The following is a 13,773-nucleotide window of genomic DNA, read 5'->3' on the forward strand; positions in this document are numbered from 1 at the left end:
TTACTTCTATTCCAGGTGTTGGTACCATTACGGGTGCAATGATTATATCTGAAATAGGAGATATAAACAATTTTAAATCACCAGATCAATTATTAGCTTTCGCTGGTTTAGATCCAAGTGTCTACCAATCTGGTGAATTTGAAGCATCACACACTAAAATATCTAAACGTGGTTCTAAATACTTAAGATGGTCTATTCACCAAGTCTCATCAGGTATTTGGAGATGGGATAAAACATTTGGTGATTATTATTCTAAAAAGATTAACGAAGGTAAACATCATTATGTAGCAATTGGTCATATTGACAAAAAACTAGTAAGAGTTATTTTCTCGCTTTTAAAGAATAAGCAATCTTTTATTCCACAAAAATAACCATATATAATTTTCAAAGAGCTAGATAATTCATATCCTCGTTTTTAAAAATCTCAAAATCGAGGATTTTTATGCTTGATATAAATAAATCTTAATTATTTTTTCAAATCTCTCTTGATTTATTTATAGTAGGCTTTCATCCATTATAGCATTTATAAATATAAATACTAAAATTTGGGATAAATCACATCATTTCACTCTATTTTAAATCTAAAACCTGGATATCCTTTGGATATTCATTTAATACCTTTACACCAGTTTTGGTAACCATAACTAAATCTTCAATTCTTACACCAATCTTATCCTTAATATAGATACCGGGTTCAATAGAAAAAATCATACCTGGCTTGGCAATAATATCACTAGATAGAGATACATCACCAAAATCATGATCCTCTATTCCAATGAAATGACCAAGTCTATGATTAAAATATTCACCATAGCCAGCAGAGTCAATAATATCTCTTGCAATCTTATCAATATCCTTTAGGGCTACACCTGGCTTTATATGCTTAATCGCTTCTTCATTGGCGCGTCTTACCAAATTATAAATTTCTCTTTGGAAAGCTGTAGGCTCAGCTGTAAAGAATACTCTAGTCATATCAGAGCAATAATCCTTATATACTCCACCAACATCAAATAATACCATATCGCCTGCCTCTAATATGGTTTTATCATCAGGCTCATGATGTGGGTCCGCTGCAGTTGCTTTAAATGCGACAATTGGAGTGAAGGATACTCTATCTATGCCATGCTTCTTATATATTTTATAGCATTCCTCTTGCATTTCTTTTTCACTCATGCCTATTCTTAATGCACATTTAAAATCCTCCATACATAAATCATTAATATGAGAAGATTCAATCATAAGCTTTTGTTCATCCATATCCTTAACAAAACGAGCATAATCAATAGCCATACATGTTTTAAATGCACTTGCTGCATGTAAATTCATAAGGCTAATTAAAAATCTCGATGGAAAGAATTTATCTATGCCTAAGGCCTTATGATGAATGATATATGGTAATAATTTATCTGGGCCTGATTCTTTATCATTAAAATATACAATCTTAGTATCCTTATCCTCAAAAGAAAATAAATCATTTAATACTAAAATAGGAGTTTCATCAATTCTTAAAAGTAAGGCAATCATTCTTTCTCCTACATTAAACCATTTACCATACAAATAAAATAATGCATTTTTATCCGATACTATCGTTTGGGATAAGCCTTCTTGTTCCATTATCTTATATACATTTTCTAATCGATTTAAAAACATATTATTTTACCTCTTCTAATTCTTCTGTCTTTACGCATTGATTAATCATTCCATTAATCTTATCAATTTCGCTATTTAATTTTTTCATAGCCTCTTCTCTTAAGGGCTTCATACTTTTTAATAAAAATTTCTTTTTAAAAAAGCCACCCTCAAGCATTTCATATGGCTTATAGGATAATACCTCTAAAGCATATTCAGATACCTTTACAAGCTCTTTAGCGTATTCTTCCTCATCCTTCATATAAACATATAATCTTTGATATTGATTAAATAGTCTAACCATACCTTTCGCAAACTTCGTATATTCATGATCTATACCAAGCTGTTCTTTAAATAAGGTATGCTCTTTTGCAACCTCAGTAAGATTATTTAAAAATAGTGTCATAATGTCATTAATTTCATCAATTCTATTATTTTCCATATATAACTCCTAATATGGATTATATCCATATTTCATATTCTTTATTATAACCGATTTATATATCATTGCCTAGAAAATATTGAAAAAACAAAGGAAAAATTACTTTTGAATATATGAATTATTTCTTTAGTTTGTATAGATACATCATAGGATATATTTAATACATTTTCAAATATATATAAACTAAATGTATAGGCATCCCCTTCCATATAGGATAAATTGTATTCAATATCATGATTTATTTCATAATTAATTATTTTAGATATATTATCTTTAATATTCTTTCTATATATGAATTGGTAATGATGCCTAAGCTCATGTAATGCGATAAATAATGTTTTATTATAATCATCATATATCTTTAAATGAATTACTCCATCCGTATAATAAGAATTATCCATATCATAAATAATTTTAGGCATAGCTATATTTAACATATTAGCTATTTTAATTAAAACACTCTTAATTTTATGTTTCATAGTATAAACAAGGTCAAATATATTATATCTTAGAATATATGAAATAAATTTTCAGGTTTTTGCTAAAAAAATTATGATATAATGACCTAGGAGGTAATTATATGGAAAATATAGTTGATATTCCAAAGTTTTTAAATGACTTACTAAATAAGCAATATGGAAATGAATTAAAAAATGAAATCATAAAAGGATATAAGAGTAAAAGAATTACATCCTTTAGAGTAAATACGTTAAAGGCTACGGATTTAGAGGTATTAGATGAAATCAAAAATATGGGAATAGACTGTAAAGCATATTCCGATATTCCTCATGCATATATAATTACAAATGGAACTGCCAAGGATTTTTATGATACAAAATTAGTTAAGGATGGCAAAATCTATTTTCAAAGCCTATCTTCTATGCTTCCACCATTATTCTTAGATGCCAAGGAAAAGGAAACTATCTTAGATATGGCTGCAGCCCCAGGTGGTAAAACCACAGAGCTTGCTGCAATCACAAATAATAAGGCAGAAATTACAGCCTGTGAGGTAAATAAGATTCGTGCAGAAAGATTAAAATATAATATTAATCTTCAAGGAGCAAATGTATTTGTTATGAACCAGGATGCGAAAAGATTAGATGATTATTTTTCTTTTGATAAGATTTTGCTTGATGCACCTTGTAGTGGAGCAGGTACCCTAGATTTAAATAATCCAAAGAATATAAAATCATTTAGCTTTGAGCTTGTTAAAAATTCAGCAAAGCTTCAAGAGGAATTATTAAAAAAAGCTTTAAAAATATTAAAGCCTAATCACGAAATGATTTATTCTACTTGTTCTATTTTAGCTTTAGAAAATGAAGATGTATTAAATAAAGTATTAAAACAATTTAATGCGAAAATAGTACCTATTTCTTTTCCAAATTTACCAACTCTACCATCTAAAATTGATGGTACCATTCTAGTTAGACCAAATGAATATTTTGAAGGCTTCTTTATAGCCAAGATAAAAAAGTAAAAGGGATATAAAATCCCTTTTTAAATAGACAAATCATCATCCATAATTGTTTTTACAACTTCAACTGGCTTTGTCTTTTCTCTTTTAGGCTTCATAGGAGCCTTTTTCTTTTTTGATTCTCTTGGCTTAACTTCCTTTTTAGGACCTTGTTTTTTAGGCTTAGCTTTCTTTTCTTCCTTTTTGACATCAACTACAATTCGAACATCTTCTTTATCCTTGAATGATAAGAAATAGGAATTTTTCTTTTCTTCTGTTAGCTTTAATCTATCCTTGAAGGATGCTTGGAAGAAATCTCTTGCCTTTTCATAGCCATAATTTCTTACATCGAAATCTGTATAAGCCTTACGAATGGACTCCACAATAACAGATAGCTGTGCCATACCATTATTTTCATTAAGTACTGCTTCTATGATTTCATATAATTTTTCAATAGATACAATTTCTGTATCATCCTCTTCTATTCTTTCCTTCTTAGAGAAGATATTTTCAGAATAGATAAACTTTGTACAGGATGCCCTATAGGATTCAGGAGTAAGCTTTCTTCCTATTCCAATTACTTCCTTACCTGCATTTCTCCATTCTCTTGCAAGAGGGGTGTAATCCGAATCGGATGCGACAATAATTACTCCATCAATAAAGGATTTTTCATATAGGACCTTCATTCCTTCAATAACTAAGGAAATATCAAGTGAATTCTTTCCCTTAGTAAAATTCATAGTCTGCACACATGTAATTGCATGCTTCTGAGCTATTTTTAACCATGGATGAGATTGAGGAATTTGTGTAAAATTACCAATTAAATAACGAATTGGAGTATCTCCAAGCTTAGTTAATTCTTGAAAAACCTCATCCATTCTTGGTTCAGCATTTTCTGAATCAATTAATAAAGCGTATTTCATTTTTTCTCCTATTATTCTTCAGTTACTTCATATCTAAATTGAGTGAGATAGAAGTTTTCCTTTAGGTTTGCTTTAATATCCTCTATATCTACTTTAGTAAAGTCAACACCAAGCATTTCTTTAGGATTAGTATTATCATTTGGCTTTGCCATAGGGTCACCTAAGGCAAGTAATACATTATCTTGATTCCCCTCAAATATACCATATCCTTCTGCATCAAGTAAAAGAATAGGCTCCTTTGCCTTATTATCATCTAGGATACGAATATGCTTAGCTTCAACTAAAAATACCCACGCATCCATATAACCATAGCACATTCTTGGTTCAGTTAAATTATAAATTGCATATGCTGCATAATCCGATGCTAAATAAGAGTAATCATCTAAATCAGAATACTCTATAGAGGATACAAATGCATAATCTCCACTTTCTAGATAAACCATTTCACTCATTAGGCTTCTCATAGTGGATAATGCTCCATACATAATATCGGACAAGCTTGCTCTTAGAGGGATTAAAAGCTTTCTATTAAATTCTTTAGAGCTTCTCTCCCAAGAAATAGTAACTGGGATTGCTCCATGTGTCCATATGTATAAAAGCTCATTTGTTAAGGCAGTAAAATCATTTTCTTTTGATGTAACCTTCTCTTTAATACTAGAAGAAACATAATCTGAAGAAGTTAAAAAGCAATATAGGCTATAAAGAATAGATGGCATCATTTCCTTAAAGCCTTCTACATTTACCTTCATAGCTTCTGAATTGATATATTCATTAATTATATCCTCTAAAATATTACTATTTTCATTAAAATAGTTTTTTATAAAGGATAAATATTCTTCTGGATTCATATTACCTCTCCTTTTCAAATGGTCCAAAGAAAATGTTTGGTACAGGAGCCTTAATGGAGATTAGCTTACCTGTAATTGGGTTTTTAAATTCTAGCTTAGAGGCATGGAGTCCTAGTCTCTTTAAAGGATTTTTTGTATACCCATATTTTTCATCACCGACAATAGGATGTCCTAAATCCTGCATATGAACACGAATTTGGTTCTTTCTTCCGGTGTAGATTAAAACAGACAATAAGGAATACTGTCCATTTTCTTTTTTGACCTTATAATCCGTTACTGCCTTTTGTCCGGATGGGTCTTGTGTGGAGTAAACCAAATTATTTTGGTTTTCTTTCAAATAAGAGGTAATTCTGCCTTCCTTTTCCTTTAAGGTTCCCTCAATCATAGCATAGTACTCTCTTGTTTGGATTAATTCATTCCATTTTAATCTTAGCATAGAATGAATTTTAACATTTTTGGCAAAAACTAGTACTCCACTAGTTTCCTTATCAATTCGATGTAAAACGAAAGGACGAGATGTAGGATCATTATCCTGCATATATTCTAAGACATAAGAGAAAGCACATTCTCTTTCCTTATCGCTTTCAACACTTAATAAGCCAGCTGGCTTATTAATCGCAATAAAATCATCATCCTCATATATAATATCCAAAAATACCTTTTTAGGCTTACTATTCTTATTCTTTGGATCAGTTTTCATTCTTGGCATTTCAGTAACTGGTCTTTTAGATATTTTAACCTCATCGTCCTTCGCAAGCATTAAATTATACTGAGATACAGGACTACCATTTACTAATACCATATGATGAGATAATAAATTCTTAACATTATTTCTAGAAGTATTCATTTTTTTTAGAAGGAATTCTAATAATTCATCACTACGATTTACTTTAAATGTAGCTGTAAATTCCATTTTAGGTGTATCATCTTTTTTTCTTATATTGTTTCTCATACTTATTTCCTCTTTAAGGATTTCTTTCTTAGCTTTTTAGCAAAGCTTGATGTAAATACATTTTCTATTTTATCCATAGATAAGCTACCCAAGCGATATTTTAAATCCTTATCTGCATATAAACCAAAATCACCATGGGTATAATAGCTAGATACCATATCTTGTCTATAAACTGGGATAATATTCATTTTGGAAATATCCTTTTCTTTTAAAATAGCTTTAGAATCTAGCTTTAATTCTAAAGAATACATATTGGCATAATAATATATTTGTTTTAATAAAATATCTTTATTCTCAATAGTATCATCTATTTCAACCTCAAAGCTTCTGATTCCCTTTTGATGTAAGTATTTCATTAAATCTAAATAATTTAAATTATCTTTAGTTATTCTTGTTTTAATAGATATCTTTAAATTTGCTTGCATAGCCAATTTGATTAAAGATAATAAATCCTTTGTATTTAAATTGGAAAGCTTCATTTCAACTTCATTATCTAAGCTATTCATAGGAATCCTAATTTCATCTAAGCCAGCTTCTTTTAATCTTAAAAGTCCAGCTACAGGCATTTTACCATCAGATTCATAAATATTATAAAAGCATTTTTTATCACTTAAATAGCTTGTTGCATTAGAATCTTCTGATAATATCTTTGGATATATGATAGTTAATACCTTTTGATATTCTAAGGAACTTAAAATTTCATGCATCTCATGAATAGATGATACCTTACCATCTGCCATAACATATACCCTAGATGGTCTATGATATAAATAAGAATATAAATATTCTGGGAATCTTTTACATAGTTTCGTTAAAATCTCACCATTCATATATCTTTTGATTTCATCTAAATACCTATTTATGACTTCTATAACCTCTTCTGTTGGTGTATTTGGAATCATCTTACTAATTACACGAATAGTTTCATCTAAAATGAATGAAGTATTCTTTTTATCCTGAATAGGATATAAATTCTTATTTAACACCTTCATAAACTCATTAAAATAAATACCATCCATACATTTAATTTTTGTATAATAGGATCCACCTAGAATAAGAATAAAGTCAAAAGACTCCTTTCTTTTTAAAGGAGCAACGAGCTGCAGCTTTATTCTTTCATCCTTCTTTGGAGTAAAGAATACTGTATTCACTTCTTCCATTTTTTCTAAGTAATCCTTTATTTCCATAAATGTAACCTCATAACCATTATATCATAGATATAATAAGAACAAAAGATTCCTTAAAGGAATCTAATAGTCAAATTCATTGTCCATAATTTTTATTTTGGATAATGTTTCTTCCCCATTATACTTTTTTCTAATCTCAATTAAATTAATTACAGTATAATCTTTGGATTTTAAGAAATTAATAATCGCATTATTATTTGGATGAACATAATTATATAATGTATCTTCTCCCATCGCTTTTGATACATTCTCTGAAAAATCATATAAAAGGGAGGCAACACCTTTTCTTCTTGATTCTTCTAATACATAAATTTGTTCCACCCAAATTACTCCATCAATTCTTAAAATGATATAGCCTAAGGCCTTATCATCCTCTATACAAAGATATATTTTATATTTCTTTTTATAAGTTATATATTCTTCTAATTCTTCTTTGGCATCTTCTATATTTGGCTTAGATTCTATATTTTTAAATCTTCTTAAAGTAACCCTGAATAAAGAAATCATAGTTGCCAAATCTAAATAATATTTTTCATTATATTCTATAATTTCCATTATTTATCACCCAATTCTAAAGTCATATTTTCAATGATTTTTTTTATTTCATTTCTATTTTCAATATCTATTAAATACATAGCTTTCGCATTTGTATAAGGTATTTCTTCTTTAAAGCCTAAGCTTTGGGTATATTTCGTTTTTTTAATTAAGAATCTATCATCATAGATTCCCCCAAATAAAACCCCATCATTATATAATAAATATTCTCCCATCATCTTTTTGTATGTAATAGAATCTATTTCAGATAATAAGCTTAATACATAATCTAAATATTCTTCTTTACTTGGCATAGGAATCACCTCATTTTTATAATAATATAGATAGAAATATCATTCAATAAATAAGAAAAAATGATACAAAAAGTATCATTTTTCATTAGGAATCATAGAAATTATTTCCATCATTAGTAACTAAGCGTTCCATCTTAGGATATTCATAAATTAATTTATTGTTCTTATTTTGAATTAAATAATCTACAAATTCCTTAGCGTAGAATTTAGCCATTGGTAAATTATGCAATAAATAATTACCACAATTGGCCTCTGTTGCCCCTGGAACAGTTTCATATTTTTCTACTTCCTTGAAGGAATCTAAAATCAAATCATAAATTGCTTCAGGCTTTCTATCTCCTTTTAAGATTAAATAGAATCCTGTTAAGCACCCCATAGGGCCCCAGTAAATAACCTCATCCTTCCAAGCTGGATTATTTCTTAAATATGTAGCAATGATATGTTCTAAAGTATGCATTGCAGCTACATCGATTGCTGGTTCTCTATTTGGTTTTTTTAATCTTATATCATAAGTAGATGCCTTACCATTTAAAATAGTATCTCCTCTACTAAAAAATATACCAGGAATTATATATCTATGATCTATAGAAAAACTTTGAATTAAATCCATATATTTACACCTCTATTTCTTCCTTTGATATTATATCATATTCTTCATTAAGTTCACTATCTATAATATCTTTTTCTAATAGCTTTTTATATGTATTATCCATTAATATTGCACCTAAAGGTGCAGTAATTAATATAGAAATAACTGCACCAGTTAATACAATACTACCACAAGCTAATCCTTCAGTTAGTGCAATTGCACCAATTGATGCTTGAACAGTAGCCTTAGGAAGGTATGAGAATATAATAAATAGCTTCTCTTTTTTAGTGAAGGAGGTTGCAAGGATAGATATAAATACACCTATACTTCTAAAGATTAGGGCAATACATATAATACCAACTAATATAGCACCATCCCTAGAGAATGCATAATGGATATTAGTTGCAATACCTACTAAAGTAAATAATAATATTTCAAAACCACTCCATAAGGAATTATAGGTCTTTTGCATATCTTTGGCTTCCTTCTTTTTAAATATATTCACTGTTAATGCCATAACAATTATTGCAAGCAAAGAAGATATACTAAAATATGGCTTTAATAATGCTTCTAAATATAATATTCCAAAGGATGTACCAAGCATAAGAATAACATGAATAATAGTACTCATTTTTAATTTATGAATAATAAATACAATTAAAAATCCAACCAGAATTCCTAGTGTAATACCACTAACTATGCTTAATGGAATTTGAGTAATATTCCAAAGATTAAAGTTGGAGTTTTTGGCTAATTCTTTAAAAGAATAAAATAATACGATTACAAAAATATCATCACAAGATGCTCCTGCCATAATTACCTCTGGTACACTATTTTTCTTTCCATATCCTTCTTCCATTAGTTTAATCATTCTAGGTACAACGATAGCTGGTGATACAGCAGCTATAACAGAGCCTAGTAATAATGCTTCAATGTAAGATATTCCTAAAAATATAGGAGCAAATATTGTAATTCCTATTATTTCAAAGGTAGCTGGTATGAAACACAAAAATATAGCTGGTCTACCTATTTTCTTCAAATTATGAATATCTAAGGATAATCCACTTCTAGTTAATATAATAACTAATGCAATTTGTCTTAAATAAGATGATATATCTATTAAAGTATTATCTACTATATTAAATACAGATGGTCCTATTAATATTCCAAGTATTATATACCATACTAGCTTAGGTAGTTTTATTTTTTCAAATATAAATCCACCCAATATACCACAAGTAAATATTAAAAATAATGATAAAAATATGTTCATAATTCCTCCTAAATAATGAAAAAAAGCTGATTTGCCCATGATTAAAAAATCATAGACGTCATCAGCTTTAGATAAGCGGTTTAGCATTTCTGCAAGGGAGACAATCATTCCCCACGAAATTAATTATACTATATTTAAAAAAATAATAAATATGCAATTTAATAAAAGTTGTATTTTAAAGAGAATAACCCAAATTTATATCAAATGGTGCAATTAAAAGTTTTTGTAAGTCTTTATTATAATTTTGAAAGAAGGTTTTAATGGCTTTACCATAGTTCTCTTTTGTATCAAACTCCCAAATAGAATAATATTTAACACATTTTACAATCTTAGTTAATTCTCTTGGAGCTTCTCCAAGTTCAATTCCATCTATTGTGTAAAATCTTTTAAAATACTTTAAAGATATACATCCATTACACTTTAATTGCTTTATTGAAATTTCTTCTATCTTTGCTTCAAATTCATTTAGTTTATCTGGTTTAACCTGAAAGAGTTTCATCTCTATAAAACTATTATTCATAATATCTTCCCACCTTATGTTTCATATAAAATCCATTATTAGAATAATTGTACCATAACACTAAATAATATGCTATAATACTGGTAGTAAAGGAAGTTGTAAAATGAAACATAATATTCAATTGAAATTACAACTTAATAGATTTGTATTTAGCTCCATTGCATAAAATTGCAGTGGAGTTTTCTTTTTTAGAAAACCAGGAGGAAAATCATATGAATATCAATGAAAAGAAATATGAATTAATAAAATTTGAAGATGGAGAATTCAGTTTAGATGTAAATGTATCGCCTGATGAAGAGACTGTATGGATAAATGTTCATGATCTTGCAAAATTGTTTGAACGAGATGAAAAAACAATAAGAAAGCATATTAATAACATTTTAAATGAAGAATGTGATAATTCAGCTGTCGCATTTTTTGCGACAACTGCTTTAGATGGCAAAACATACAATGTCGCTTATTATAATTTAGATGTAATAATATCATTGGGATATAGAGTTAAATCTAAACGAGGTATTCTATTTAGGAAATGGGCCAATTCAGTTTTAAAACGATATTTATTAAATGGTTATTCTATAAATAATAAAAGATGTATTGAATGCCAAGAAAATATAATTACATTAAATAATAAAGTAAATAATTTAATTGAAAATACATCTATTATAAATACTAGATTATTATCACTTGAATCAACTGATAATATATTATCTAATATGCTATTTTATGAAAACAATATATTTGAGGCATATTCTTATATTAAAAAGCTTCTTCTATCTGCTAAGAAAGAAATAATAATTATCGATGGATATATTGATATAACTGTATTAGATATGTTAAATGAAATACATATACCTATTACTATTTACACATTACCTTCAGCTAGTATTACTAAACAAGATATTAATAAATTTCAAATTAATCATAATTTAATAGTAAACAGAAATAATATAATACATGATAGATTTTTGATAATAGATGCTGATATTTATTCAATTGGTTCTTCTATAAAGGATGTTGGAAAGAAAAGATTTGTTATGACAAAATTTTTACAATAAACAAAAATGAATTATTAAAGAATATATAAAAAAGCCTTGATACAATGTATCAAAGCTATTGTTTCAAATGGTGCTTCTTGCCGGGGTCGAACCAGCCTTTCAGCCTTACCATGGCCGCGTACTACCGATGTACTAAAGAAGCAAGCATTTATACTATACCACAAAGTACATCTATTTTAAAATATTATTTTTTCTTTTTTACAGAATATCCAAACTTACCCAAATATTCTCCAAGACCATAATATTCTCCATGAGAATATGTAATTACTTTGGCTTTTTTTAAATCAAATTTACCACTTTCATCCATATATTTACTATCTACAGTAACGCCTAAAATATCTGCAAGTAGCATTGTATGAGATCCTAATGGAATAATTTCTTTTACTCTACATTCAATATTAACAGGAGATTCATCTATTGATGGAGCCTTAACATATTTTGATTCAATTGCAGTTAAATTTAAATCTTTAAATTTATCTGTATCTCTACCAGATTTTACTCCTGCATAATCTGTTGCGAAAGCAAGCTCTTCTGTTGTTAAATTAACAACAAATTCCTTTGTTTCTAAAATCATAGGCATAGAGAATCTTTCAGGTCTTACTGAAATATATAACATTGGTGGATTTGTGCATACAGTACCACACCAAGCAACAGTTAATACATTCTTCTTTTCCATTGTACCTACACTAACTAAAACTGCAGGTACAGGGTATAGCATATTTCCGCCTTTCCAATACTCTTTCATAATACTTCCTCCACCATTTTTATCAATATCATTTTATGATAATAATATTTTATTTTCAAGTTCATTTGATTGACATAAATTATCATAAATGATAAAATAACTAGCGGCGTTACAAATGTTACGTCTATGGAGGGACTATGAGTACAAACCAAGAAATTTCAAATCTAACAAAATCTTATATTAAAACTGCAATGCTAGAATTATTATCTAAACAAAGATATGATAAAATCTCTATTACGGATTTAGTTGCAAGAGCTGGTGTATCAAGAACTGCCTTCTATAGAAATTACTCATCTAAGGATGATTTAATTGAAGATATTGTTCATGATTTAATTGAATCAACAAATATAGATATACAATTATTCTTAAATTATAATGTTAAAGAACTTGAAACGTTCTATAATTGTTTAAGAAGTAGAAAGAAAGAAATTGAAATCATTACAAAAGCAAGCTTAGAAAACCTACATATTTTAAATCATAAAAAGGATTTAGCCTGTGAAATCATTAAAAGAAATACGGAAAAGCAATATGAGGATGCAGCTATTGGTGGTGCAATCAACGCTATCGTTTATAAATGGATATTAGAAAACATGAACGAAACTGATGAAGAAATGGCTAAAATTACATATAAGATTATTCATAAGTAAAATAGAATTACATGTTGAATCGATCAACATGTTTTTGTTTTATTTCTATATAAACCTATAGTTGAATTTAATAATCTATTAAGTTATTGAAACGAATGAATAATTTCATATAATTGGTAGTGTAGGAGAAAAGAATAATGGATATTATTAAAATTGGAGAATATATTAAAAAACTAAGAATTAAAAACAACCTCACTCAACAGGAACTTGGAGAAAAACTTAATGTTAGCTTTCAAGCAGTTTCTAAATGGGAAAGAGGTCTTGCATTGCCAGATTCAAGTATACTATTAGATCTTGCAGATATATTAGGAACTACAACAGACTTATTATTAAATGGTGGTACACTAATCTGTGGTAAAAGAAAACAAGCAACTGTTAAAGAAATTATTAATGGCTTTGAAGCAATAGAAACTATTCGACAAGCATTTGGTGAGCATAGTATGTTCTATTTAGGAATAAAAGAAGGTATTAGTACAAAAATGAATTTTGATTTTGAAGAGGCCTTAATAAAGCATAGAGAAGTTCTATATACAGAAGCAATTTTGCAAGCAATTATTTTTGAAAACAAGATGTTTAATATGGATGATATTCAATCTTATATAAAAAGCGAAAAGATGCTTTTAGAAATTGAAAATGCAATAAATAAATACAGCAAATAAAAA

The 13,773-nt window shown here is 28.1% G+C and carries 18 protein-coding genes, 1 tRNA gene and 1 riboswitch; of the genes, 5 read left to right on the forward strand and 14 right to left on the reverse strand.

From position 1 onward, the window contains the following. On the forward strand, positions 1 to 371 hold a 371-nt coding region (locus EI71_RS06915; protein WP_147387571.1), incomplete at its 5' end, for a transposase. Between the two features lie 199 nt (positions 372 to 570). Here EI71_RS06915 and EI71_RS06920 read toward each other — a convergent pair. The 3 genes from EI71_RS06920 to EI71_RS06930 form a co-directional block, all read right to left on the reverse strand. After that, the gene (locus tag EI71_RS06920) at positions 571 to 1,650 is read right to left on the reverse strand and encodes a M24 family metallopeptidase (protein WP_119016528.1); all 1,080 of its coding nucleotides are present in this window, start codon (positions 1,648 to 1,650) and stop codon (positions 571 to 573) included. A gap of 1 nt (position 1,651) precedes the next feature. Beyond that, positions 1,652 to 2,071 (reverse strand): hypothetical protein, encoded by a 420-nt coding sequence (locus EI71_RS06925; RefSeq protein ID WP_119016529.1) that lies wholly within the window; start codon positions 2,069 to 2,071, stop codon positions 1,652 to 1,654. A 62-nt stretch (positions 2,072 to 2,133) separates the two neighbouring features. Next, positions 2,134 to 2,550, reverse strand: coding sequence for a hypothetical protein (locus EI71_RS06930; RefSeq protein ID WP_162849853.1), 417 nt, complete (start codon positions 2,548 to 2,550; stop codon positions 2,134 to 2,136). Between the two features lie 101 nt (positions 2,551 to 2,651). Between EI71_RS06930 and EI71_RS06935 the strand changes: the two genes are divergently transcribed. Continuing rightward, on the forward strand, positions 2,652 to 3,548 hold the full coding sequence (locus tag EI71_RS06935) for an RsmB/NOP family class I SAM-dependent RNA methyltransferase (protein ID WP_119016531.1): 897 nt from the start codon (positions 2,652 to 2,654) through the stop codon (positions 3,546 to 3,548). 20 nt (positions 3,549 to 3,568) lie between these two features. On the opposite strand, the gene EI71_RS06940 is transcribed toward EI71_RS06935, so the two are convergent. From EI71_RS06940 to EI71_RS06980, 9 genes are all read right to left on the reverse strand, one after another. Continuing rightward, positions 3,569 to 4,447, reverse strand: coding sequence for an NYN domain-containing protein (locus tag EI71_RS06940; RefSeq protein WP_119016532.1), 879 nt, complete (start codon positions 4,445 to 4,447; stop codon positions 3,569 to 3,571). A gap of 11 nt (positions 4,448 to 4,458) precedes the next feature. Beyond that, positions 4,459 to 5,295: a hypothetical protein gene (locus tag EI71_RS06945; RefSeq protein ID WP_119016533.1), complete on the reverse strand. Its 837-nt coding sequence runs from the start codon at positions 5,293 to 5,295 to the stop codon at positions 4,459 to 4,461. 1 nt (position 5,296) lies between these two features. Continuing rightward, positions 5,297 to 6,247, reverse strand: a complete 951-nt coding sequence (locus EI71_RS06950) for an RluA family pseudouridine synthase (protein WP_119016534.1) — start codon at positions 6,245 to 6,247, stop codon at positions 5,297 to 5,299. Between the two features lie 2 nt (positions 6,248 to 6,249). Continuing rightward, positions 6,250 to 7,434 (reverse strand): hypothetical protein, encoded by a 1,185-nt coding sequence (locus tag EI71_RS06955; RefSeq protein WP_119016535.1) that lies wholly within the window; start codon positions 7,432 to 7,434, stop codon positions 6,250 to 6,252. Positions 7,435 to 7,497: 63 nt separating this feature from the next. Beyond that, positions 7,498 to 7,989 (reverse strand): GNAT family N-acetyltransferase, encoded by a 492-nt coding sequence (locus tag EI71_RS06960; protein ID WP_119016536.1) that lies wholly within the window; start codon positions 7,987 to 7,989, stop codon positions 7,498 to 7,500. Further along, positions 7,989 to 8,282, reverse strand: coding sequence for a TfoX/Sxy family protein (locus tag EI71_RS06965; protein ID WP_119016537.1), 294 nt, complete (start codon positions 8,280 to 8,282; stop codon positions 7,989 to 7,991). The genes EI71_RS06960 and EI71_RS06965 overlap by 1 nt, the downstream gene beginning before the upstream one ends. Before the next feature lie 85 nt (positions 8,283 to 8,367). Continuing rightward, positions 8,368 to 8,892 (reverse strand): S-ribosylhomocysteine lyase, encoded by a 525-nt coding sequence (locus EI71_RS06970; RefSeq protein ID WP_119016538.1) that lies wholly within the window; start codon positions 8,890 to 8,892, stop codon positions 8,368 to 8,370. A 4-nt stretch (positions 8,893 to 8,896) separates the two neighbouring features. After that, complete coding sequence (locus tag EI71_RS06975) at positions 8,897 to 10,144, reverse strand: cation:proton antiporter (RefSeq protein WP_211321068.1); 1,248 nt, start codon at positions 10,142 to 10,144, stop codon at positions 8,897 to 8,899. Positions 10,145 to 10,189: 45 nt separating this feature from the next. Continuing rightward, positions 10,190 to 10,265, reverse strand: a riboswitch (Fluoride riboswitch). Between the two features lie 54 nt (positions 10,266 to 10,319). After that, positions 10,320 to 10,664, reverse strand: a complete 345-nt coding sequence (locus EI71_RS06980) for a hypothetical protein (protein ID WP_119016539.1) — start codon at positions 10,662 to 10,664, stop codon at positions 10,320 to 10,322. A gap of 212 nt (positions 10,665 to 10,876) precedes the next feature. On the opposite strand from EI71_RS06980, the gene rhuM reads away from it, so the two are divergent. After that, positions 10,877 to 11,719, forward strand: a complete 843-nt coding sequence (gene rhuM, locus EI71_RS06985; protein WP_119016540.1) for a RhuM family protein — start codon at positions 10,877 to 10,879, stop codon at positions 11,717 to 11,719. 68 nt (positions 11,720 to 11,787) lie between these two features. On the opposite strand, the gene EI71_RS06990 is transcribed toward rhuM, so the two are convergent. Beyond that, positions 11,788 to 11,861 (reverse strand) — tRNA-Thr (locus EI71_RS06990). A gap of 42 nt (positions 11,862 to 11,903) precedes the next feature. Further along, a complete protein-coding gene (locus EI71_RS06995) occupies positions 11,904 to 12,467 on the reverse strand; it encodes a flavin reductase (protein ID WP_119016541.1) in 564 nt (187 codons plus the stop codon). 134 nt (positions 12,468 to 12,601) lie between these two features. Here EI71_RS06995 and EI71_RS07000 point away from each other — a divergent pair, with 134 nt between their 5' ends. Continuing rightward, positions 12,602 to 13,111 (forward strand): TetR/AcrR family transcriptional regulator, encoded by a 510-nt coding sequence (locus tag EI71_RS07000; protein WP_119016542.1) that lies wholly within the window; start codon positions 12,602 to 12,604, stop codon positions 13,109 to 13,111. A 137-nt stretch (positions 13,112 to 13,248) separates the two neighbouring features. Beyond that, positions 13,249 to 13,770 carry a helix-turn-helix domain-containing protein gene (locus EI71_RS07005; RefSeq protein ID WP_211321069.1) on the forward strand — a complete coding sequence of 174 codons (522 nt, stop codon included), beginning with the start codon at positions 13,249 to 13,251 and terminating at the stop codon, positions 13,768 to 13,770. Positions 13,771 to 13,773 lie beyond the last annotated feature (3 nt).

This window comes from Anaeroplasma bactoclasticum (assembly GCF_003550015.1).
In the GTDB taxonomy this organism is placed as follows: domain Bacteria; phylum Bacillota_I; class Bacilli_A; order Acholeplasmatales; family Anaeroplasmataceae; genus Anaeroplasma; species Anaeroplasma bactoclasticum.

Excerpts from the sequence above, each read along its gene's own strand:
- EI71_RS06945 (WP_119016533.1), bottom strand. The coding sequence starts at position 5,295 with ATGAATCCAGAAGAATATTTATCCTTTATAAAAAACTATTTTAATGAA.
- EI71_RS06960 (WP_119016536.1), bottom strand. The coding sequence starts at position 7,989 with ATGGAAATTATAGAATATAATGAAAAATATTATTTAGATTTGGCAACT.
- EI71_RS06975 (WP_211321068.1), bottom strand. The coding sequence starts at position 10,144 with ATGAACATATTTTTATCATTATTTTTAATATTTACTTGTGGTATATTG.
- EI71_RS06920 (WP_119016528.1), bottom strand. The coding sequence starts at position 1,650 with ATGTTTTTAAATCGATTAGAAAATGTATATAAGATAATGGAACAAGAA.
- EI71_RS06955 (WP_119016535.1), bottom strand. The coding sequence starts at position 7,434 with ATGGAAATAAAGGATTACTTAGAAAAAATGGAAGAAGTGAATACAGTA.
- EI71_RS07000 (WP_119016542.1), top strand. The coding sequence starts at position 12,602 with ATGAGTACAAACCAAGAAATTTCAAATCTAACAAAATCTTATATTAAA.
- EI71_RS06930 (WP_162849853.1), bottom strand. The coding sequence starts at position 2,550 with ATGAAACATAAAATTAAGAGTGTTTTAATTAAAATAGCTAATATGTTA.
- EI71_RS06970 (WP_119016538.1), bottom strand. The coding sequence starts at position 8,892 with ATGGATTTAATTCAAAGTTTTTCTATAGATCATAGATATATAATTCCT.
- EI71_RS06950 (WP_119016534.1), bottom strand. The coding sequence starts at position 6,247 with ATGAGAAACAATATAAGAAAAAAAGATGATACACCTAAAATGGAATTT.
- EI71_RS07005 (WP_211321069.1), top strand. The coding sequence starts at position 13,249 with ATGGATATTATTAAAATTGGAGAATATATTAAAAAACTAAGAATTAAA.
- EI71_RS06925 (WP_119016529.1), bottom strand. The coding sequence starts at position 2,071 with ATGGAAAATAATAGAATTGATGAAATTAATGACATTATGACACTATTT.
- EI71_RS06935 (WP_119016531.1), top strand. The coding sequence starts at position 2,652 with ATGGAAAATATAGTTGATATTCCAAAGTTTTTAAATGACTTACTAAAT.
- EI71_RS06980 (WP_119016539.1), bottom strand. The coding sequence starts at position 10,664 with ATGAATAATAGTTTTATAGAGATGAAACTCTTTCAGGTTAAACCAGAT.
- EI71_RS06965 (WP_119016537.1), bottom strand. The coding sequence starts at position 8,282 with ATGCCAAGTAAAGAAGAATATTTAGATTATGTATTAAGCTTATTATCT.
- rhuM (WP_119016540.1), top strand. The coding sequence starts at position 10,877 with ATGAATATCAATGAAAAGAAATATGAATTAATAAAATTTGAAGATGGA.
- EI71_RS06940 (WP_119016532.1), bottom strand. The coding sequence starts at position 4,447 with ATGAAATACGCTTTATTAATTGATTCAGAAAATGCTGAACCAAGAATG.